At 42.9% G+C, this 22,748-nt stretch carries 15 protein-coding genes and 1 pseudogene; 7 read left to right on the top strand and 9 right to left on the bottom strand.

What is annotated here, in order from left to right; all coding sequences use genetic code 11:
- The first annotated feature begins 414 nt into the window (after window positions 1-414).
- The 4 genes and pseudogenes from DYH48_RS21070 to DYH48_RS21055 all read left to right on the top strand — a co-directional run bounded on the left by DYH48_RS21070 (window position 415) and on the right by DYH48_RS21055 (window position 7,613).
- A complete protein-coding gene (locus tag DYH48_RS21070) occupies window positions 415-5,103 on the top strand; it encodes an RHS repeat domain-containing protein (RefSeq protein ID WP_006084681.1) in 4,689 nt (1,562 codons plus the stop codon).
- Between the two features lie 41 nt (window positions 5,104-5,144).
- Window positions 5,145-6,041, top strand: a complete 897-nt coding sequence (locus tag DYH48_RS21065) for an RHS repeat domain-containing protein (RefSeq protein WP_006084680.1) — start codon at window positions 5,145-5,147, stop codon at window positions 6,039-6,041.
- Window positions 6,042-6,065: 24 nt separating this feature from the next.
- The gene (locus tag DYH48_RS21060) at window positions 6,066-6,482 is read left to right on the top strand and encodes a hypothetical protein (protein WP_006084679.1); all 417 of its coding nucleotides are present in this window, start codon (window positions 6,066-6,068) and stop codon (window positions 6,480-6,482) included.
- 97 nt (window positions 6,483-6,579) lie between these two features.
- A pseudogene (locus DYH48_RS21055) lies at window positions 6,580-7,613 on the top strand (transposase).
- A 266-nt stretch (window positions 7,614-7,879) separates the two neighbouring features.
- Here the strand turns inward: DYH48_RS21055 and DYH48_RS21050 are convergent.
- From DYH48_RS21050 to DYH48_RS21020, 7 genes are all read right to left on the bottom strand, one after another.
- A complete protein-coding gene (locus DYH48_RS21050; RefSeq protein ID WP_006084676.1) occupies window positions 7,880-8,338 on the bottom strand; it encodes a hypothetical protein in 459 nt (152 codons plus the stop codon).
- Window positions 8,335-10,386 (bottom strand): hypothetical protein, encoded by a 2,052-nt coding sequence (locus tag DYH48_RS21045; protein WP_006084675.1) that lies wholly within the window; start codon window positions 10,384-10,386, stop codon window positions 8,335-8,337. Before DYH48_RS21045 ends, DYH48_RS21050 begins: the two co-directional genes overlap by 4 nt.
- 4 nt (window positions 10,387-10,390) lie before the next feature.
- The gene (locus DYH48_RS21040; protein ID WP_012090611.1) at window positions 10,391-12,145 is read right to left on the bottom strand and encodes a hypothetical protein; all 1,755 of its coding nucleotides are present in this window, start codon (window positions 12,143-12,145) and stop codon (window positions 10,391-10,393) included.
- On the bottom strand, window positions 12,138-13,463 hold the full coding sequence (locus DYH48_RS21035) for a tyrosine-type recombinase/integrase (protein ID WP_006084673.1): 1,326 nt from the start codon (window positions 13,461-13,463) through the stop codon (window positions 12,138-12,140). The genes DYH48_RS21040 and DYH48_RS21035 overlap by 8 nt, the downstream gene beginning before the upstream one ends.
- A gap of 104 nt (window positions 13,464-13,567) precedes the next feature.
- Window positions 13,568-14,926 carry a glutathione-disulfide reductase gene (gorA, locus tag DYH48_RS21030; protein ID WP_115335846.1) on the bottom strand — a complete coding sequence of 453 codons (1,359 nt, stop codon included), beginning with the start codon at window positions 14,924-14,926 and terminating at the stop codon, window positions 13,568-13,570.
- A gap of 179 nt (window positions 14,927-15,105) precedes the next feature.
- Window positions 15,106-15,669, bottom strand: coding sequence for a hypothetical protein (locus DYH48_RS21025; protein WP_115335845.1), 564 nt, complete (start codon window positions 15,667-15,669; stop codon window positions 15,106-15,108).
- Between the two features lie 168 nt (window positions 15,670-15,837).
- On the bottom strand, window positions 15,838-16,629 hold the full coding sequence (locus DYH48_RS21020) for a hypothetical protein (protein ID WP_115335844.1): 792 nt from the start codon (window positions 16,627-16,629) through the stop codon (window positions 15,838-15,840).
- A 268-nt stretch (window positions 16,630-16,897) separates the two neighbouring features.
- On the opposite strand from DYH48_RS21020, the gene prlC reads away from it, so the two are divergent.
- Together prlC and DYH48_RS21010 are read left to right on the top strand one after the other, a co-directional pair.
- Window positions 16,898-18,937: an oligopeptidase A gene (gene prlC, locus DYH48_RS21015; protein WP_115335843.1), complete on the top strand. Its 2,040-nt coding sequence runs from the start codon at window positions 16,898-16,900 to the stop codon at window positions 18,935-18,937.
- A 184-nt stretch (window positions 18,938-19,121) separates the two neighbouring features.
- Window positions 19,122-19,652 carry a thioesterase family protein gene (locus DYH48_RS21010; RefSeq protein ID WP_006079446.1) on the top strand — a complete coding sequence of 177 codons (531 nt, stop codon included), beginning with the start codon at window positions 19,122-19,124 and terminating at the stop codon, window positions 19,650-19,652.
- Window positions 19,653-19,677: 25 nt separating this feature from the next.
- Here DYH48_RS21010 and DYH48_RS21005 read toward each other — a convergent pair whose 3' ends face one another.
- Window positions 19,678-20,325, bottom strand: coding sequence for a glutathione S-transferase family protein (locus DYH48_RS21005; protein WP_115335842.1), 648 nt, complete (start codon window positions 20,323-20,325; stop codon window positions 19,678-19,680).
- Between the two features lie 207 nt (window positions 20,326-20,532).
- Here DYH48_RS21005 and DYH48_RS21000 point away from each other — a divergent pair, with 207 nt between their 5' ends.
- Window positions 20,533-21,222, top strand: coding sequence for a DNA-3-methyladenine glycosylase I (locus DYH48_RS21000; RefSeq protein WP_115335841.1), 690 nt, complete (start codon window positions 20,533-20,535; stop codon window positions 21,220-21,222).
- Window positions 21,223-21,355: 133 nt separating this feature from the next.
- Here DYH48_RS21000 and DYH48_RS20995 read toward each other — a convergent pair whose 3' ends face one another.
- Window positions 21,356-22,102 carry a TorF family putative porin gene (locus tag DYH48_RS20995; protein ID WP_011845425.1) on the bottom strand — a complete coding sequence of 249 codons (747 nt, stop codon included), beginning with the start codon at window positions 22,100-22,102 and terminating at the stop codon, window positions 21,356-21,358.
- Between the last annotated feature and the right edge of the window lie 646 nt (window positions 22,103-22,748).

Here is a 22,748-nt window from a genome sequence, read left to right as displayed (position 1 = left end):
GTTGGGGATGAATCTCCCTCACAATGAGGTTTGTGCTAAGACGAAATACCGTATTTTGTTCGAGAAATGTTAGCGAAAAATCCTATAGATGGGCAACTATGATTAAAAAAATAAAACTACTAATAATTTTTTTTGTAGTGACTAATTTCACTTTATGTTGAGCTATTGGTTAGTTCATGGCGCTAATTGAATAATGTGTAGGTTTTTGTCTTTAAAATTAACTGGTGTGAATTCACCAAGCTTCCTACAACCACTTGTTTCAATAGTGTTTGCAATGTTATTTTACACGCATAAATGTTACCGTGCCGATATTGGCAACATTAACTTTAGCTGAGATCGATTTAATCTCAAATTTAAAGAATAACATTAAATATATTAGTAATTCATGTTGAATAAAAATAAGGACAACGTGATATGGATATCGGTTACAAGAAACTGTCTTCCGCATTATTTTTGACATTTTTATCGCCCCTTACAAGTGCAGCGTATGCTGCCGACATCAATCCTGTGATTGCTGAAGCTTTGGAGGAGCCTGGCTTTGGTCTTACTCAACAGCCTCAGGGTATTTCAAAATTTGCTGTTGTATCAGCGGCAAATACCGGAGGTTCGGACACATCCCCCACAAATACCGCTGAACTTGCCTTAGCAAGGATGAATATAAAAACAGAGGTGACCCCTGAAACAACTGAGCTTTTCGGTGAAAAGGTTGATTTAAATTCAGGGGCTATCAGTATGACAAATACTGATTTAGTAATTCCTGGTAATTTTCCTATCGAAATGGGTATTACTCGAGTTTATAAAGGAGTCCAATATTCACAGGGGCAATTATTGCACTTTGCGGATTGGCAGTTAGATATACCGTCAATTTCTACCACCATAGTAGATGGTGATGCTACAGTTAATACTTGGACAAATGGCAAACCTTGCTCAGGCTCCCTCAATCCAGGTTCAAGTTACCTTGGCGATGGTATGGGCTATATTGTCGCGAAACAATATTGGAACGGTGACTTTATTAACGTCCCAAGCGTAGGCTCAGAGCGATTACTTGAACCTAATACGGTAACCCCAGGTGTCACGCGGGTTGCTAAAAACTGGCGTATCACCTGTCAGGCTAATGGCAACTCAGAGGCGTTTATTGCCACATCTCCACAGGGGATTACCTATACGTTTAGCATGTTACGCACTTTTCCAGCAGAGATATTAGAAATCCCTTTCGTCGATAAAGAAACGAGTGCTACATGGACAACTACAACCCCCGTATTTAAAGCATATATGCAGGTTACCGAGGTAAAAGATAGGTTTAATAATAAAGTAACCTATCACTACAGCGCGCCAGACCAATTGGATTCGATTACCTCTTCCGATGGCAGGTCTATTCATTTTACTTATGAACCTGGTGTAGAACGAAAGCGTATTAAGTCTATTACAAGTGATGGAAAAACCTGGTCGTACTATTATCGAATCGCAACTGAGAAAAAGGTTATTGGAGGTATTAGTATTTATCCAGACCAACTTTATCGTGTTGTTTTACCTGATGGACGTGAATGGGTATATGATATTGACTTTGCACCGACTAATGCCTTAGAGCAGCGCCATATTCAATACAGTCTAGGCGACTCCCAACAAGATGACATGCAGTGCACATTTTCTGAGATGAATCCTAATTATGTGCCTCGATCTTATGTTAGTCGAGTGACTCATCCTAATGGATTGAAAGCTGAGTTTGAGGTTCGGTCAACACTGTTTGGACGCTCACAAGTACCTAAGCAATTTGAACGGCTACCTAATATTAGGATCAACGTTCACAATAGATGTTTTTCAAACTTTGCGCTGATTAGAAAAACGTTATCAGGGAAAGGCGTTTCTCCACTGCATTGGTATTACAGTTACTCACAAAACCCAGGGCAATACGTAGATGGAAGTGGCGATTATGGACCTGCACCACAGGCATTATCGGGTCTACCAGAACTACCAAGTGGCATGTCAGCAATGGATTTACGTTCAACCACTGTGGTTGCTCCTGATGGTAGTAAAGCAATCCATGTGTTTGACCGTCGTTATAACTATTCGCAAGATAAGGAGGTTGCGACCTACTTGTACGATACTGACGGTACCACATTATTGCAGCGCAGCGAGATGACCTATGGCCAAGGGAGTGCGATAGGTAAATCGCAGTTATTTAGCGGTAAATGGGACGGAAAAATTTTTTTAGGCAGCGCCGCTTCATTTGAAAATGAGTCGCAGTACAATAGCTTTGTCAATAATATAAAAAGTACTATCTATCAACATACGCAAGACTCAAGAGTTGATGCTTATACTAAAGAGTTTTTAAACTTCAATAACTACGGCTCACCCGAGTTAACGGTAGAGTCCAATGGTTTTAATGCTAATAGGAAATACCTAAAAAATACGTATTATCATGATTTGAATAATTGGTTAATTAATCTTGAGGATAGCAACGCCATTTCATTTGATGGGGTTAACTATATCACCGCCAAGAAGAATACCTATTATCCTGATAATTCCGCCGAAAAGTCTTCGCTTTACCAAGAGTATCAAAATGGCAGATTGCTCAGCACGCACAGTTACTATGGTGATGGCAACATAAAGCAAACTACGTTCAATGCAAACAATCGTTGGATGGCATTTGCCAATTATATGCGTGGCAAGCCGCAGTTAATCAAAATCCCTCAACGTGACACTGCTAATTGTGCAAACCCAGATACCTGTTTTTTGTCGGCATCAATGGTGGTCGATGGCAGTGGCAATATCACCAAAGTAACCGACTTTAATGGTGTTGAAACTCACTATCGTTATGACAGTAATAACCGCGTTATCAATGTAAAGAATGCGGATACGCGATGGGCTGATACAACTATTAGCTACGACTTAGACAGTAGTGATAATGCGGCATTGTTCCAAAATATTACACGTGGCAACTACAAAAAGACGGTCACGCTCGATGGCTTAATGAGGCCTATTTTAGTGAAAGAGTGGGACTTAAATAACGAGTCTGCAACCGCTAAATATATTAGCCAAGCATTTAACGTTTACGGTAAGCCTACCTTTACTTCATTTCCATCGACCTCACCTGATGAGACGCTGGGAACCACTATCACTTACGATGGGCTCATTCGCACCACATCCACAACTCGCACAAGTGATAATAGCCAGACAACGACGCAATATCTATCAGGCAATCAAACTGCAGTAACAGATGGTCGTGGCAATACAACGCTAACAAATTATTTGGCTTATGGCTCGCCATCGAGTGAGAAAGCGACGCAGATAGCTGCGCCTGATACTGATGTCATTAGTATCAACTACAATGAATTAGACCAAATTGTTGCCATTACTCAGGGCTCGATTACGGAAAACCGTTTGTACAATGGCTATCGCGACCTGTGTAAGGTGGTGCGTCCTGATACGGGGATGGCAGCATTTGGCTATAATAATGTTGGTGAAATGATATGGCGAGCAGAGGGGACATCTGGTAGTACGACGTCTTGTGATGAAGCCTCCGTACCTTCGGCACATAGAGTGGTGCTTACTTATGACAACGTCGGTGCACTCAAGACTGAAGACTTCCCAGATTCAACACCTGACAGACAGTATACCTATGACAATAACGGCAATTTGAAGTCGTTAACAACGGGAACGGCTTCGTGGCAATATCAATATAACAGTCTCAACTTGCCTCAGAGTGAAACTCTCAGCATTGATGGTCGCAGTTTTGCGTTGACATCGGGCTACGATAGCTTAGGTAGTGTTGCCTCTCTCCAATATCCCTCTGGTGCCGTGGTGGACTTTGCGCCTAATGCATTAGGTCAAGCCACAAAAGCGGGCACCTATGCTTCAGGAGTCAGTTATTATCCAAATGGACAACTTAAACAATTCACCTATGGTAATGGCATTGTGCGTAACGTCGCATTGGACACCACTGGGCGAATTGATGCGCTAACGGATATCAAAGCTGGCTCGCTGAAGAATAGCCTCGACCCTAGTTATGACAGTAACGACAATTTAACCCGCTTGATTGATGGTGTTGACTCAAGCAACAACATATCTAACCTGAGTTACGATGGCGTCGATAGGCTGAGGTCTGCCGATGGCAAATGGGGAACAGGACGTTACGTCTATGACGGTCTGGGTAACATCCTTAGCCGTAGTTTGAACAATTCCACTATCAACTACCATTACAACACGCTTAATCGTTTAAATAACTTAAGTGGTGCCTATGCCTACAGCTATCAATATGATACCGCTGGCAATATTACTCATAACGGACGTTATTCACTGAGTTTTAATCGTGCTCAGCAAATGGTGGCCGCTAAAGACATGGCTTATGTCTATGATGGCTTTAATCGCAAAATCAAACAGAACAAGCCATCAGGTACTGCTTATACCGTATATAACAAAGCCGGACAGCTACTGTACCGTGAAGATGATAATGGTAAAAAGACAGACAGCGTTTACCTTGGTAAGCAGATAGTGGCTGAAGTGGATATTTGCCCGCCATCAGGATGCGCAGTCACTCAACCAGCAACGAAGACTTGCCCTGTGGGATACAGCTTAAACACGGCAGGAACGCTTTGTGAGAAAGCAGAAACACAGGCGGCCAGCATTAGCAGTTATAGCTACAGTTGCCCAACGGGTTACACCCTGTCGGGGTCGACTTGCCAGAAGACGGAATCCAAAACGGCTAACAGTACAACTCAATTGAGTTGCCCTAGAGGCGGTTCGCTCAATTCAGCGACCTCGATGTGTTCTCGCTTTTTTAGTCAAACATCAAGTAAGCCACCTACTGGTACAGGATTATCTTGTACGGGGGGTGAACCAATGGGTGGGGGAATGCGTTTATGGGAGTGCACTGAAACCTATGCCGCCACGCCGAAATCTGTGTATTCCTGTGATGCAGGTTGGACGCTAAGTGGTACTAGCTGTACTCGCACGTTATCACAAAATGCGACCAGTACCCCTGTGTATGCCTGTGTTTCAGGTTGGACTCTGAGCGGCTCTCAATGTAGCCGATTGGCAACCACCGCTATCGTTTACACTTGCCCATCTGGCTGGACGCTGAGTGGTAGCCAATGTACTCAATAATTGCTCAGGGACAAACATCAGTGTTAAGGAAGGCTAATTTTATGAAATGGATAAATGTGATATGTGCATTAATGCTCTTTGCGCTCCCAGTTCAAGCAGCAAGCGTGCGTTACCAGCACACAGATATGTTAGGGTCGGTCGTATCAGAATCGGATGAGTCGGGTAATATTATCAGTCGCAGCCAGTATGAACCATTTGGTAAGCGCATGGGTGGCGATAAAGAAGGCATTGGGTATACAGGTCATCTGCAAGATAAAGACTTGGGCCTGACCTATATGCAGGCACGATATTATGATCCACTGATAGGTCGGTTTTATTCGAATGATCCGGTTGGGTTTGATAATGTTCACAATTTCAACCGATATAGTTATGCAAATAACAATCCGTATAAATACATTGACCCAGATGGCAGAGATAGTTTTCTTGTTAGTCGAGCGTTAAAAGGATCTCCAATAGGAAATCACAACTTTATTGTCTCTCACGCAAAATATCTTGGTGATCCAAATGCCAAAGTATACTCTTGGGGTCCTCTTGAAAGTGGAAAAATGGGATTAGTTAATCACGTAAATTCAGGAGGTGCAGCTCGAACTTGGGAAGACGATAGTTCAGCATGGCAATCTTTAAGTTTCGAAGGAAACAGTGGCGTTGCTTTCAGGGCAATAGATGCTTCAGATAGTGATGTGAGTTTCTTGGCTCGTACAGTTCAAGAAAATAGGAATTACAAATACGTACCTAGTCTTTTTACTGGCTCAGTTAATAGTAATTCCGCTGCAGGTGCTGTCGCACATGCAGCGGATGGGGGAACAGCCAATGTACCAACTGGAGGATGGCAGCCGGGACATAATCAATCTTCAATGGTGAACGTTGGTAATTCACCTCCGGTTTTTCGGGTATCAGGTAGACTTGATTCACGTAAACTCGATGAAGAGTTAAATTAAATATGAGCTGTAGGAAACTTCACTATGAAAGCATTAAAATTATCTACTTTATTGTTACTAATACTTGCTGTATTTATTTTTTATTATTACGGCGAGGAGTCTATTAAAGGAGGTCAGAAATATGGACTATCTATTGGAGATGATAAGAGTAAGGTTTATAATAATCTAGGTAAATTCTTTTCCGAAATCAAAAGTTCAGGCGACAAAGTTTTTATCCTTGTCAAGGTTTCAGAAAGTGCTTCTAAACTTCTTGTTACAGATAAAGGATTCGATGTTTTTATTGAGCCATATTTTCATAAAAACTCTGGTGAAGAGTTTAAAAAAAGTGATAGATGGGTTTTTTATTTAAATGCTAGTTCTATGGATATTGTCGAATTAAGGTTTGATAATGAAAAATTAACTGAGATATACAGAAATAGAAGATTCGTCGAGCTACCGTAAAATACAGGAAAATAGCAGGTACAGGTATATCTTTTTGTTTTTCAGACTCTTCAACTAGGCTTTAAATCACTCTGATTTTGTCTGTGTGGAGTTTGCAATGACTTCGGCCAGAAGACAGCTAATTGATGCCAATACAACGCCCTTCTATCATGTGATAACTCACTGTGTTAGAAGGGCCTTTTTGTGCGGTGAGGATAAGCTTTCGGGGCGCAGTTACGAGCATCGACGTGGCTGGATAGTTGATAAAATCAAAGCCTTGTCTGCGATATTTTGTATCGATATTTGCGCCTACGCGGTGATGAACAATCACTATCATTTAGTGCTTAAAATAGATGTCGATAAGGCCAAATCGTTAACGCAAAAAGATATTATCAGCCGTTGGTGCCAAATCACTAAAGGCCATGCAATTGCTACTAAGTATATGAATGGTGATGCTTTAATCGGCGGTGAACACATATTACTCGATGGCTTAATTACCGAGTGGCATGAGCAATTAAGCAGTATTTCTTGGTTTATGCGTTGTTTAAATGAAGAAATTGCCCGCAAGGCCAATCGTGAAGATGAGTGCAAAGGTGCTTTTGGGAAGGCCGATTTAAATCGCAAGCGCTGTTAGATGAACAAGCCCTGCTCGCGTGTATGATGTATGTCGATTTAAATCCAATCAGAGCGGGTATTGCCGATTCTTTGCAATTCTCTGATTTTACATCGATTCAGGAGCGAATTAACTCGCTCAATTCACCCAATCGCCCATTAGCTATCTCAACGCTACAAACTGACTCCGCAACCAATGAAACTCATATTTACCACAAGTCTCTCGTCCAATTCGATGGCGCAGCACACCTGAATGAGCAAGCGGGCATTCCGTTTCATTTTGCCGATTATCTCGAACTGATTGATTAGACGGGTCGCGCCATCCGCCTTGATAAGAAAGGCTATATCGATAATCAACGGCCGAAACAACTCAATGAATTAGGCATTGCACCCGATGCGTGGCTCACGTCAGCCAAAGAGTTTCGTCGTCAATACAGTGGCATAAGTGGTCGATGGGATAGCATGTGCGCGTTTAAAAAGCAGCCCAACAGCGGTAAATGGTGTAAAGGTAATGCCTCAAGCCAAGCGTTACATCCTTAAGTTGCTCACGACTCAGCGTTTGGGATTATTTTTGTTTATCCGAAATGGAGATGATTTCGCGCAAAACATAGCACGCTTTTGTCCCCAAGTGAGCTAGTGGACCAGACTTGCCTAGTCTGGTTTGCGTACAAAAAAACAGCCATTTCGCATTCGTTTTTAGCTGACGTATGGCTGCTATTATTTGTATCTTATCTCACGGTCTAGTAGACCAAGATCTACTAATGTTACAATACCTCACTTTGAAATGATCTAAGTTAAAAGTCAGCTCATTTAATTGGCACAATCTTACTTCTGTTAAGCTCTGTGACCTTTTCTTTTAGGTTCGAATTCTCAAACTCTAATTCCTCAATTCTTGCTAAAGATTGTACTAACTTATCATTGAGGTGATGCTGTGCTGCAGCAAAGTTAGCTAGTTGTTCTCTTACCGCTTCGTACTTCTCTTTGTAGTTTTGCTTAATACGTTTCTGTTCATTGAGTTTAAGGCGTACATTCTGTATCTCTGGTTGTACTCTTTCACCTTTGCCTGCCGCAATTTCAGTTTTGACCTGCTTAACTTTTTCAACAAATTCAGGGTAGTAATAACCACTACCATTGCCTAGATTCGCTTCTTCTTCAACAGCTCTCACACTTAGCTTTCGTGTAGCTGGAATGCGCTTGGGTTTCCCCTGTGAAATACGATCTAGTGCTGCCTCTAACATCAATAATGTATTTTCGCTTTTACTCATAATTCAGTTACCTTTAATTCCGGTTCAAAAGGTATAAAAGGCATATCAAAGTCTTTCATGACGTTTTCTGCTGCTCTGATTTGAGTAATGAAGTGACTACGTTCGCTTACAGATATATCTTCACCAAATTCCATGTAAGTAACTAAGCTTAGGTGCTTTTTCTGCCACCACAAGGCCTGATCTTTGTCGATGATGCTCCCATGACCAGCACAATCAACACAGAATTGGGGCATTACAATGCCATCCATATCACAATCGTAACCGTTTTTACAGTAACTATGCGCTGTACCGTGAAGTGTTAGTGTACCTTTCAGTACTGCTCGATATATGGTGTCCCATGTGCTGTATATGTGTGGAATATCTCCTCTCATTTTTACAATGGCTTTGCCATGAGACCCTGAAAGTGGCTCATTTGAATGCCATTGCTTAAAGATTTTGCTTGCTGTCATTTCCGCATTAACCGCATTCAGAGCTTGTTGTATCTCATTATCAACGGTTAAATTTCTCATGCTGGCTAATTGTCCTCCGTTGGAATACCACTCTGCCATTGCTAGATATAAATGCTTAAACTGCTGTTTTAAAGCTACTTTTGTGGCTAGCCTGTGTTTGGTAGCGTAAAATGCTAGCGAACGCCGAAGTTGGTGAGGAGCTAGAGGCCAAGGTTGACCAATGGTCACGATTTCTTTAATTTTAACTAGTGAACTAGGATTCGATTCAATACACTCTTGATAATCTTCTCTTGTTACCAAGAAATTGAATTTTATGCAGAAAATGCGTAATCTCAATCCCCATTTTTTGATCAGAACTGGTGGTATTGAACGAGCTTTTTGAATGCACCAGAGGGTATTTATATAACGACTGTCCGGATATTCTATTTGAGATCTCCATGTCCTTGTCAATGTTGATACTAGTTCGATTGCTTGTTTTGTAATTGGGGCCGTTATCCATGTTTCTCGCTTTTCACCTAGTTTAAAAGTACTTGACTGAAGCATATGGAAGTCACGTCCATCAACGTTGTCTATGTAGTAACTGTTAGGTGTAAGTTTATCTAGTTCAGATTCGCGCATACCTGAAAATCCACCACAAATAATGAAGCATGCGGTAATTAATTGTCCAATATAAGCACGAAACTCAATACCACTATTAATTTGTATGCCATTTATTTGATTAGACAGTGGGGAAATAATTTCTTTAGTCCGTAAAGGTTGATAGTAGGCAATGATATTTGCATATTTCTGGCTATTAATTATATTGCCGTTAGCGTCAGTCCAGGTAAATCTAGCTCCATATTTTATTTTTTCATCTATAATCTTTTTGCCATTCAGATAGTTAGTTTGCAGTAGGTTCTCTGTGTTACTAATTATATCTTTATGTGGTAGTGCGTTTTGGATTAACTCAATAGCTTTTCCATAGATAGCATTACTTAATTGTTCAGGGATGGCCAGTGTTTGCTGAAGCTCTCTATTGCTCAAACTCTTAGATAAAGCGATTACAGATAGTTTTTCGCTAAAGCCTAATGGATATTTTAGCCAAGGTTCAAGTCTTATTACGTTATTTAATGCAATGAATAAGTTTTGCAAATTTCTTTGACTTGAGTTTTTTGTTAATAAAAATGATTTAAATGCTTCAAATGACCTTTTATTTGATAAGTGGCTGATTGATTTTTGTTTTGCTATTTTTAGATATGTATAAACTGTTTTTAGTCGTGAAATATTACTCACTACAGTTGAGAACTTAGGTGCCGGACCTCTCCTACTTTTATGGAAAAGCAAACCATACGCTATGAGCTTAAACTCAATTTGTAATTCAAGTTCGTTATCCAATCCTTTAAAATTAAAACTATTTTTCCCGTTATGGTTTCTATCATATGGGGTTAGATCCCATTCGCTGTCACTAAAACGCGCAGTGACCTTTCCCGTTTTATCACGACAAATAACAATATTATTGAGTTTATCCCATTTTTTTTGATGGAAAAGTTCAATTAAATCAATGTTCTCAAATTTGTATTTTTCTGGGAAATCATCGGGATATAGATTTTGATTATGCATTTTCCTACTCCGTAACCGACCACATCGGTATAGTTGGTATCATTGGTAGGATAATGTTAGTATCCTGCCATAGAGGATGTAGCCCATTGTCATCAATTAATTTTTCCGCTTTTTTTAGAATATCTTTTTTTATTTTTGGCAGAATATTTTCTCGAATGAATGAGATTACACTTTCAAAATTTTGACGATAATGGTGGATATCCAGATGTTGGTATATTGATTCCTCAATACAGGTTTTAAATGAGAGTAAACACCAAATATCACTGACTGATTGGACGATAACTTGATGTGGGCAACCAAAGCATTTTAAAAGTTCTGCACATGCTAGTTTCTCGCCATCTTTTAATGACATCAGCTGTTTTGCTTTTCGATTATAGGTGTCAGACTTTTCGCTAAAAGGATTCGTGCAACTTCCACCATTTGGAGTTCGTGATAGCATAGGGTAGTTAGCTTTAAATTCTTCTTCAATCGTCAGCACTTCTATCCTTAGTGCTAGTTGAGCTGATTTAACGCTTTGCTTAGTTTGTACCTGCTCTTGCCTGATAGACAGTACATCTTGCATCATTCCATTATTACTGTGCGTATTGCCCTTTGAGTAATGTTTACTACGGGTTATAGGGCTATTACCAAGAGTTATATTATTAGCCAGCTCACCTTGATGCACTGCGGTTAGTTGAGCTCCGGTTTCGCGAAAACGACTCACTACTGGTCGCAGTTTTCTGCCTGTTTGGTCGATAAAAACAAAATGCTTTTCCAACCATATACCGTTGAAGGCTTGAAGTGTGTTAGGTTTGATGGGTGTCAAGGTATTATTGGAAATAGTTTGAAACAATAATGCATCATCGGAACTATCTAATACCTTTGAAACCTCCAGTAATTTATCAAATAAAGTTAAACTGTATTTTGGTATATCAAGATAGTCATGTTCTCCCATTTCAACATGAACTATTTTGAAGCTTCGACGCTTAAATGCCGGCATTTGGTACCACTGTTTACTTATCGACACTGAATTGTTTTTGGGACGTTTGAGCTTAAAAAGTGTACTGGTATTCGAGTAGGTGTAGTAGCTAAGCAAAAACAGAGCAGAGCACATCATTTTAGTTATTGTCGCTTTAAGTATGTATTCATGGCCTTGCCAGATAAAGATCGCAGTACACTGATTTTTGTGAGCATCCATGTACTTTTTTGGGTTTTCAAGAAACTGATCAGCCGTTTGATTAAATAATTTACGCAAAAACGGTAACATTTGCTTTAAATCGCTTCGACTATAAGCTTCAAAAGGTTCGTTATCTCCTCTTCTTATTGTCGGTATGGCTATCAACCAATCGCTAGGGTAATCAAGATAGTCGTTAAATATCTTCCCCATTTTAGTGATTATTTGCGAATATGAGGTTGCTTTTAATAAACCCAACCTTACCCTCTCAAATTGGTATGCCATATACGCTTCAAGCGACTGTTTTGAAAATGCTTCTATTTCTCTTGTGTCACACCATTTAAGGAACGACATTAGCTTGATGTACGAAAGACTAAGTGTGGCATGGGAGCAACCTTCTTTCATTTTTTCTTCAAATCGCTCTTTGAACTGAAAAATTATTTCATATCGATGCGCATATTCAACGGTGTTTCCTTGTTGAATATACTTGGTGTTTGGGCATCCTTTATAGAGCATACGATTGAAGTCACATCTTGGTGTATAGTCATCATTCATATGGAAGAGCAGATTGCCATCCCAACTATTTAAATAGTTGTTATTACTCATTATCAACTCCCAAAGCCTCATGCATGATGGTATCTAGTATGCCAAATTTCATCTTAAAAACTTCTTTTCGCTGGAGGTATCGTAAGTATTTCCAAGTGGTGCTTTCATCTTTGTGCCCCATCCATCCCATAAGTAGTTCCAACGACTCGATTGTGCCTAACTTAGCATTAAGCAAATCACTTAAACGGTAGGTAGCATAAGTTGCTCTTAAATCGTGAAATCGATGTTTGAAGTCTCTGTCTTGTTGTTGAATCAATGCCCTTAATTCAATCCATCTGGACTCTATTGATTCTCTCGTCATTGGGTTGCCTTGTTGGCTGATGAACAAGGGTTCGTGGCGTTGACATCGTTCGAGCACCGCTATTAGGTCATGGTGAAGTGATAACTTACCATCAGTAAGTTGATTTATTTTGTAATACAACTTATCTAAGCGATTAAGTCTGCGCTCAGAAATTTGATACACACGCAGTGCTTCTAGTAAATAAATAGAGATTTCAATACGTCGCCTTTTGCCGTATTTGGTCTGAACGCCTGTATTTTTAGGGCATAAAGTCAATTCAAAACGATGCTGACTTTCAGAGATTGCCGTCGCCGTTTTTAACGCATCTAAAGTCAATGTACTGACTTCTTCAATACGCAAACCACTATCTAGAGAGAGAAGAAGTTGCAGTCTTAATTCTTCGGATACTTTTGGGAGAAATGTAATTAATAATTCGATTGAGTCTCGACTCAGTGGTGAAAGGGGGCGAATATTCTTTGAGTAGTTGTCTTTGGGGACATTTATTCTTAGATCACTAGTTTGAACTGTAAATGTTGGCCTAATATGAGCCAGCATTCCTTGATTTTGTATCTGAATAAACTCTAGTTTGAACGGCGCTTCCTGTTCATTCTGAACTTTTAAATATCTTTCGTGTATGGTCCACAGATAAAAGTTCTTAACGTGGTTCATGTATGCGTTTGCAGTGCTATGTGCCAACTCCCCAAGCTTGATTGATTTAAGCAAGTAAGAGCGAAATTGATAGGTGGGCTTAAGCCTTTTTATGGGAGGAAAGTAATTCCAATCTAATTTTTCATCCTCTAGAAATTGATAGTATTTGAGTAATGCTCGGCTACATGGACTGAGATCTTTCGCTTTCTTTATAGCTTTAAGATAAAAAAGATAGCTGTTGGGTTCGTGAAGAAAAATGCCGTGATGAGAAAAGAGGGTTGGTACGGGGCCGATATTATCATTAGAAGGTTGACAGCTGTAAGTACCGCCATCACTACGCATTAATTCTGTGCTCTTATAAACATCACTTGAGAGTATTATTTGTGCCATTAATCCACCTAGAAAGTAACACCACCTTCACTGATTATATAAAAGTGTAGGTGGTGTAGATTGTTTTTCCAGATTTCTGAACGTGTGTAAGTTAAGTTTCTACACTAACCCTTCATAGTAACGAATTCTTCGGCGCCCGTTGGGTGGATAGCAACAACCGCATCGAAATCAGCCTTAGTTGCGCCCATTTTCATAGCGACGCCGAAACCTTGGAGGATTTCGTCCATACCAAAACCAATACCATGAATACCGACGACTTTTTCGTCCTTGCCTGCGCAGACTAACTTCATCTTACAGGCTTGGCGATGGGCAGTTACGGCGGTGTACATTGAGGTAAACGTCGAGGTATACACTTTAACGTTATCATCGCCGTATTGGGTACGGGCTTCTGGTTCGGTCAAGCCCATAGTACCGATTGGTGGATGGCTGAACACGACGGTTGGGATCAGCTTGTAATCCATTTTGGCATCTGTCATGCCGTTAAATAAACGCTCGGATAACAAACGGCCCGCTTTAACCGCAACAGGGGTGAGCTCTACGCCGCCCGCCATAATGTCACCGACACAGTAAATCCCTTTGTGAGTGGTATTTTGTTGCTCGTCAGTGATGACATAGCCTTTGCTATCTACTTGCACTTCGGTGTTTTCTAAGCCGATATTGCCCGTCGCAGGTGAACGGCCAATTGCCCAAATCAAGCAATCGACTGTAATGCTTTCACCATTTTCTAAGCTCAGTGTCAGGCTGTCATCGGCATTTTTAACCACTGCCTTGGGCACGCTATGGGTGTGCAGTGTTGGACCTTCGGTCGCCATGGCCTCAACGAGGGCGTCGACTAAGATGGGGTCAAAGTTACGCAGCGGCGCATGTTTACGTACTAATAAGTGAGTTTCACTGCCTAGAGCGTGTAACACGCCAGCGACTTCGACGGCGATATAGCCTGCACCTACAACGGCAACGCGCTTAGGTTGCTCGCGTAGGGCGAAGAAACCATCGGAGTCGATACCGTATTCAGCACCAGGAATGTTCGGAATAGTCGGCGCGCCGCCAGTGGCGATAAGGATGTTATCGGCGGTGTAATGTTCGCCGTCCACTTCAATAGTGTTGCCATCGACAAAACGGCCGTAGCCATTTAACAGGGTCACTTTGTTGTTGGCAAAACCACGGCCGTAGGCATCATGAATGCGGCCAATGTAGGCTTCGCGGTTCTCGACCAAGGTATTCCAATCGAATTTATTAACAGTGACGTCGAAACCATAATCTTTGGCGTAAAGGTTCATCGCTTCGGCAACATGGGCGCCATACCACATGACTTTTTTCGGCACACAGCCTACGTTTACACAGGTGCCACCTACGTGTTTGGCTTCGATGAGTAGAACCTTAGCGCCACGCATTGCTGCTCGGTTTGCTGAGGCGATACCGCCGCTGCCTGCGCCTAGGCAGATATAGTCAAAATGTTGAGCCATGAGTTTCTCCGTCTTACTTCAAGGATGAGATGCTTTACAGCAGAAGGTCATTGTAGGGGTGTTTGCGATAACAGACCAGCCCATTGCATGACTAACGCATGAGACCGTACTTTAACTGAAAAAGATCCCGAACTTTACACTTACCCGAACTGGGCACTAGCTGTTCATCGGGTCGCCGTCTAGCGGCGATATTGGCAATTAGAGTGGTCGTTTTGAGCGGGACCTTCTGCGCCACATTTCAAACATTGCCATTCCTTTTGGCGGGCGCTGAGTTCGTCGGCTTGATGCGTAGCGGCATTATCTTGTTTGCCGCCGAGTTGCGCTTCTAACTGATCCATACGTTTATCGAGCCAGCGACAGTTGGGATCATTTGCTACGTGTTCACGGCTGGCAAGTTGTTGCTTGCGGCTGAGTTTTTTACTCTTAGCGGCTTTGGTCGATTGCGTGGCTTTAGTTGATTTAGTGGTTTTGGATGGCTCGGTTGGCGTGAGAGTGGGAGCCGAATACTCGAAACTGCTTTGCTCTTGGTTAGGCAGATTAATCGGTTTGCCCTCACTGTCGAGCAAGGTGCCTAGGGGCAAAGGCGCGGTTTGTGTCGATTGCGATAAGGACTCCAGACTCGGTTCAGATTCAGGCTCAAGTTCAAGTAATTGCCGTGCGTCAGCCGAGTATATGACTGGGAGAAAAAGCAGAAGTAAGGCAATAACGGCGGTGCGGATGAGATAAAAGTGCTGGGCTAACATTCCCTGTTCCTCGGCAAAATCGATATGAATGGTGAGTCGTTCCGTCGACGTTTTGAGTGTAGTTAGTGAGCGTTATTTTGCCAAATGGAGCGGGATAAATTGACAGAGGAAGGTTGTAATACGGCGCTACAAAACACTGAGCTAAAAAACACGGCGCTAAGAATGGAGTTAAAACGTCATCGCAAAGTGGATGCCGGCATAGGTTTCATCTTGCGAGTTCATATCGCCATTCGCCATCGCTTCTTGCTCAATATCACCTTGGGCAATGCTGTAGCTGATGTGACCATCGATACTAATGTAGGATGACAGCTGATAACTGGCTTCGAGGCCAAATTGCAAGTTATTGCGGCCATCGTGTTCTTCTGTGCGGTATTTAAAATCAAACCCTTGAGTGATGTATGGCGTGAGGCTGAGCTGATCTGTGACATGCCAATAACTGTGTAAACTCACTTCAACAAAGTAACCCGCAGCCTCGGTGGAATAGACATAACTTGCCGATGGTACTAGCCAAGGTTCAGCTGTGTAAGCGAGTTCGGCAAATAGCTCGTTATCGTGGCAACGGCTATTGCTGTAGCCTTCAATGCGTTGATATCCCACATTAGCCTCTAGGTTTTCGGCCACGTCGAACCCATATTCAAGGCCGATATTCCACTCAGTGTAGGCTTGGCTATCGCCGCGGCCAACTAAAGCGTAGGCGGTGATATTGTCTTGCTGGACTGCGGTATTCAGCCAATAGATGCCGCCATCTTGCAGATTATTACGACCCTGTGAGACGTATTGACTGTCCCAACCTAAATCCAGTGTCACAGCCATTGCTTGGCTATTCTGGCTGGGCAATCCTGCGCTTGAAATGCTCTCGATGCTTTCTAGGCTCTCATTGGCGAATGCGTTGTCACTCAAGCCGTTGATGCCTAAAGTGCAGAGGATGCTCGCCATCAGTTTTACTGAGTGTGTTGCCATATTTTTGCTGATTTAGGTAGAAATGCGTTTGTTAGGGCGAGAATACCTTCTCCATAGATAAGTGTTAATGAGAATTGATTCGATTTGCGATCAGGCCGACAATAATGCTTAGGTACATTAAGCGTAAATGCTAAATGCGAACGAGTTCACTTTTTTTAAGCAGAAATCGCGTTAGCAAGGCGTTCGAAGGGGGCAATCGGTTTTCTCGCCTTGATAAATAGCCTGTTAGCCCTTATCTATAAGTGATACAGATTGTTGAGGAGTCAATATGAGCAACCCTTTGCTTAGCGGCGCAAAATTACCGCTTTTTTCACAGATTAAACCGGAACATATTCAAGTTGCCGTTGAGCATGCCATTGCTCAGTGCCGCACAAAGATTGATGAAGTGCTGCAGAATCAAGGTCCTTACACTTGGGACAACTTGGTCGCGCCACTAGAACAGGTTGACGATGAACTGAGCCAAATTTGGTCGCCCGTTTCTCACATGAATTCAGTGACCAGCACCGATGAATGGCGCGCTGCTCATGATGCTTGTTTGCCGCTATTGTCGGAATACGGCACCTATGTTGGTCAACACCAAGGTTTGTATCAAGCCTATAAAGCCCTGCGTACATCGAATGAATTTACACAGTTAAGCCAAGCCCAGCAAAGGGTGATTGAACACAGCCTGCGCGATTTTGAACTATCGGGTATTGGTTTAGATGACGCGCAAAAAGTGCGTTATGGCGAAATGGTAAAACGTCTTTCTGAACTCACCAGTGGCTTTTCGAATCAATTACTGGATGCGACTCAAGCTTGGACCAAGTTAATCACGGATGAAGCGGAACTTGCTGGCCTGCCAGAGTCTGCCAAAGCCGCCGCTAAGGCAATGGCCGATGCGCGTGAGTTAGACGGTTGGTTGTTTACCTTAGATTTCCCTTCTTATTTACCTGTCATGACTTACAGCGAAAACCGCAGTCTTCGGGAAGAGTGTTACCGCGCCTTCGTTACGCGCGCCTCGGATCAAGGCCCTAATGCTGGCGAGTTTGATAACAGCCCGCTGATGGACGAAATCCTAGCGCTGCGCCACGAACTGGCATTGTTACTCGGTTTTGACAGTTTTGCCGACAAATCCCTAGCGCCGAAAATGGCTGAAACGCCGGCGCAGGTGATGGCATTTTTAAATGAGTTAGCGCTGCGCTCAAAGGATCAAGCTAAGGCAGAAGTGGCCGAGCTGAGAGCTTTTGCTGAGACGGAATATGGCGTGAGCGAAATGGCATCTTGGGACTTAAGTTTCTATGCCGAGAAGTTGCAGCAGCATAAGTATGAGATTTCACAGGAAATCCTGCGTCCGTACTTCCCTGAAGATAAAGTGCTCTCGGGCTTGTTCTACACAGTATCGCGTTTGTTCGGCCTTAAAATCGTTGAGCAAAAAGACCTTGATCGTTGGCATAAAGACGTGCGTTTCTTCGATATTTTCGACGAAACTGACGAACACAGAGGCAGTTTTTACCTCGACTTATATGCCCGCACAGGTAAACGTGGCGGTGCTTGGATGGATGACTGCCGCGTGCGCCGTCAAACCGCCGATGGATTGCAAAAGCCAGTGGCCTATTTGACCTGTAACTTTAATGGACCGGTCGATGGCAAACCTGCGCTATTCACTCACGATGAAGTGACGACCCTGTTCCACGAATTTGGCCATGGTATCCACCACATGCTGACCAAAATCGATGTTGCAGGCGTGTCGGGTATCAATGGTGTGCCTTGGGATGCGGTCGAGTTACCGAGCCAATTTATGGAAAACTGGTGCTGGCAGGAAGAAGCCTTAGCCGAAATTTCAGGTCACTTCGAAACGGGCGAGCCATTACCTAAAGCCTTGTTAGATAAGATGCTGGCGGCGAAAAACTTCCAATCTGGCATGATGATGCTGCGCCAACTTGAGTTCTCGTTGTTCGATTTTAGAATGCACCACGAATACGACCCCGCTAAAGGCGCGCGCATTCAAGAAACCTTAGACGAAGTGCGTCGTCAGGTAGCCGTATTAACGCCGCCAGACTTTAACCGTTTCCAACATGGTTTTGCCCACATTTTTGCGGGCGGTTATGCTGCGGGTTATTACAGCTATAAATGGGCAGAAGTGCTGTCGGCGGATGCGTTTTCCCGCTTCGAAGAGGAAGGAATTTTCAACCCTGAAACGGGTCGTCGTTTCCTGCACAATATCCTCGAAATGGGTGGCTCAGCCGAACCTATGGACTTGTTCAAACAGTTTATGGGACGTGAGCCGAATATCGATGCCCTGTTAAGACATTCAGGCATTGCTGCATAAGCTAGATAAGCAATTGTTCGCCTTGATAAATCAGCCCATTATAACGGGCTGATTTTCTCTGAGCATTTAGTTTTGCTAAAGGATAAAAAGGCGTCATCTGACGCCTTTTTTGTGACATAGATCCCGCTTGCCCTGTGGTATGACCTCTGTTAGCCTGTGGCTCTTATTCCAAGGGCGACTCGTTATGAATCTGTATTTTCGTTTGTTTTGGTTGTTATTTTGGCGCACGCGTCACTGCCGTAAGATCGATTTTTTAGGGACAAGCCGTATCACGTATCGTGCTTTACCGAGTGATTGCGATATCAATTTCCATCTGACTAACTCCCGCTATCCCGCGTTTATGGATCTGGCGCGGACTTATATGTTGGCTGAGATGGGTCTGCTGAAACGTTTCTTAAAGTTGAAGTGGATGCCGATAGTTAACGCCGCCGAGTTTACCTATATTCGCGATATCAAGCCGCTAAAAACCTTTGAAATTGAAACCAAAGTCGTCGGTTGGGATGAGAAATATTTCTATATTGAACAACGCTTTGTGAGCGAACGTGGCCTGCATTGTATCGTGCATGTGCGCGGCGTGTTCGTGTGCAAAGGTAAGCAAGTGCCGCTAGATGTGTTAGTGAAAGAGGCGGGTTATACCGATGCTGCACCTGAGTTGCCGCCAGAAGTCGTGAAGTGGAAAGCGTTTTTGCAGTTGAAGAAAGAACGCAATATGTGATCTTGTTGAGGCATGACTTACCCCGCTAAGGTATGCCTCTTATTCCCGCCGTTTCCTCCATTTCAGCCAGCAACACCTCTTCTTGTACTAACATCCAAGCGCCACGCAATTGTGCCTGCTGCCAATAGCGTACGATTTCATCCAAATCCAACAGATTTAAGTGTTGAAAGCTATAACTTAAACAAGGGATTAGGGCGCAGTCGGCTAAGGTAAAACTGTCGCCACAAACCCAATGGTGTTGCGTGAGTTGCGTGTCTAAGCGTTGAAATTGTACCAGTAGTTGTTTCTCTAATTGTTTGATTTCGAACTCGTTACTGTCCTCGGTATGCTTCAACTTTTCTAATTGAAATAATGGGTTATTAATATCATTGTCTATGATGCGATCGAACAAACGCACCTGTAAGTTGCGTTGCGGTTCTTGGGGCAGCAGCTGGGTACTGTTATTAAAATGCCTATCTAAGTATTCAATAATAATGCTGGATTCGGGAACAAGCAGCTCATCGTTGGTTTTTAGCAGGGGAACTCTCGCCTGCGGATAGGTTTGGTGAAATTCCTTGCGTGAAAAAGGGTCGCGCAGATCTATGATTCTGGGATAGAAATTGGCCTGCTTTTCATAAAGTGCGATCAGCACCTTTTGTGAATAGCGAGATAAGGGGTGATAAAAAAGCTCCATAGGCACTAACTCCAAACCCTGAATTTTACTGACTTTACGCCTTAACTTTAGTCGTAATTAAGGTGCTTGCTGTAAGAGTTTTTCTAAAAAATGCAGGGATAAACACAATTTTTAGCGGCAAAGCCAAATGATCCATCAAGGATAAAAATCGGTATTATTAACGACATATTAAAAGTGTCGGGATTTAATCATTTTAAAGGTAATAATATGAGCCAGTTAGAGCGTTTTTCATCTATTTATGCCAGAGCCAGTGAGCGCAAAGGCGGGGCTGCGGGACTCGAAGCCTTGTTGTCTGGTTGCCTGTCCGATGATGAAATTCGCCAGTATCGTGATGCTGAATTATTGTCAGCGATGAGCCGTCAGGTGTTTCAAAGTGGTTTTGTATGGCGGGTGGTTGTTAATAAATGGCCTGAATATGAGAAGTCATTCTTCGGGTTTGAACCGCATAAAGTGTTGATGTTATCCCCTGAACAAATTCAAGCGCGGGCGAGTGATGCTACGCTGATCCGCCATCTAAAAAAGACCCAAGCCATTTATGACAACGCCTTAATGATCCACGATATTGCTCGCGAACATGGCAGCTTGGCGCAGCTGATCGCCGCTTGGCCGACGCAGGATATTATCGGTTTGTGGGCACTGTTAAAGAAACGCGGTACCCGACTGGGCGGCAACACAGGTCCTTATTTTCTGCGCGGCATTGGCAAAGATACCTTTTTGTTAACCGATGATGTGCAAGGTTATTTTAAAGCACACAAGTTAGTCGATGCGGGTTTTACGTCGCAGACGGCGCTTAAACAAGTCCAAGCTGTATTTAATCAGTGGCAACAGGAATCGGGTCGTTGCTTAGCTGATATCAGCCGCATATTGGCTTGTAGCGTGGGGGATAACCGAATTTAGGATGTTTAGATTTAGTATTTTTAAGCGCGACATAAAAAAGACCAGCCGCGTGGGCTGGTCAAGGCTCTATTCATCAAGCCTCTGGAGTGCCGCAGGGAAGCAGCGGATGCGCGGGTAACGCGACGAACTACACTTAGAAACTTTTGCTGATACCCACGACAAATCTGTCATCGAAGATTTCAGTCTGAGTGCCATAGACCTTATGGTCGGTATCGACTGTGCTGCCGTGGTAACGGACATCAAAATTCAACCCGTAGAATACTTTGCTTAGACCTAAGTTCCAGTGTCCCCAACCTTCGGCACCTTCACCGCTCAAGTCTTGATAACCGACAGAGCCTGAGATTTTTACGCCATTATCGAAGTTGTAGCTTGGGTGCAAGGCGTAGTTCACGCCGTGCCAGCCATCGACACCAAACCAGTCATCGACTGTGGGTGTGACTTCTAATTGTAAATTGGCGCGGCCAAACTGTTTGCCCACTTTGAGCCAGAGTTCTGTGTAGTTTGAATAGGATGCACCTGGGTAGAGGTATGAAAACAGCATCACATCATAGGTAAATCCTGAGTCGCCAAATTCACCGGCTTTGCCGATAAAAGGCGCGGTAACGATCTCTAAATTAGGATCGGCAAACTTAATGTTGGAGCTAAATACCCCAGCATACCAACCTTCATTGTGATTCCAGCTTAAGGTGCCTTGCACTACGGGGATATCGCCGTCTAAGGTTTCAGATTCACCGCGGAACACATAATCGGAGGCAAAGTTAACATTGGCATTAATCGTACCGCCAAAGAGCTGGTTGTCATCGGCCGCTTGAGCAGTCATAGCAAGGGAAAGTAACGCCCCACTGAGCAGAAATTTAGTGCGAGTCTTCATAATCATCATCTCAAAATTATTTCAAATTATTGGGAGTTGTTAGCGCACCATTATCGTAAAAATAACTTGTGAATAGCCGTGATGCTTGGAATGAACCAATCACGAAAATATGTGAATGAATATGAACAAATGCGTTTTTAAGCGAGGAATTTTTAGCTTTGTAAGCAATATTCGTCATTAAAGAAGTGTTAATTGTGGGAGTCTGAGTTTCATTTAATGGGGTATTAAACTGGATTTCGGGTTTGCTCCGCCTATGGCTAACCACTAAAATAACCCGCTCAGTATAATTTGAGACGGTTACTTTTATTGTTGTGGGTTTGACTCAAACCATTGGCGCCGTATTTCGGCCATATGTCTGAGGTAACAAACTGCACATTAATCCGCTAAATGATGCTTTTTACGCGCAGGCAGTCTGAAGCCAATTCCTTGCTTACTCTCTTTCGGTATTGTCAGTCTTGATAGGTCGTTTTTAGCGACTTGATGCTGAGAGTGGCCTGAGTAAAAACAACAGTGCTGCGTTTTCGTCTCTATGTACAAATTATTGCAACAAGTGGCGGTTAAGCTAACGCTATTGAGCTGTGGGCCTTGGCCTATGGCAAGTTTAGAATATGAACAGATTTGCAACATATTCAATATGGAGTAGGCTTATTGGGTG

This window comes from Shewanella baltica (assembly GCF_900456975.1).
In the GTDB taxonomy this organism is placed as follows: Bacteria; Pseudomonadota; Gammaproteobacteria; order Enterobacterales; family Shewanellaceae; genus Shewanella; species Shewanella baltica.
The sequence above is the reverse complement of the archived record's forward strand: the minus strand, read 5'-3'. Positions and strand labels throughout refer to the sequence as shown.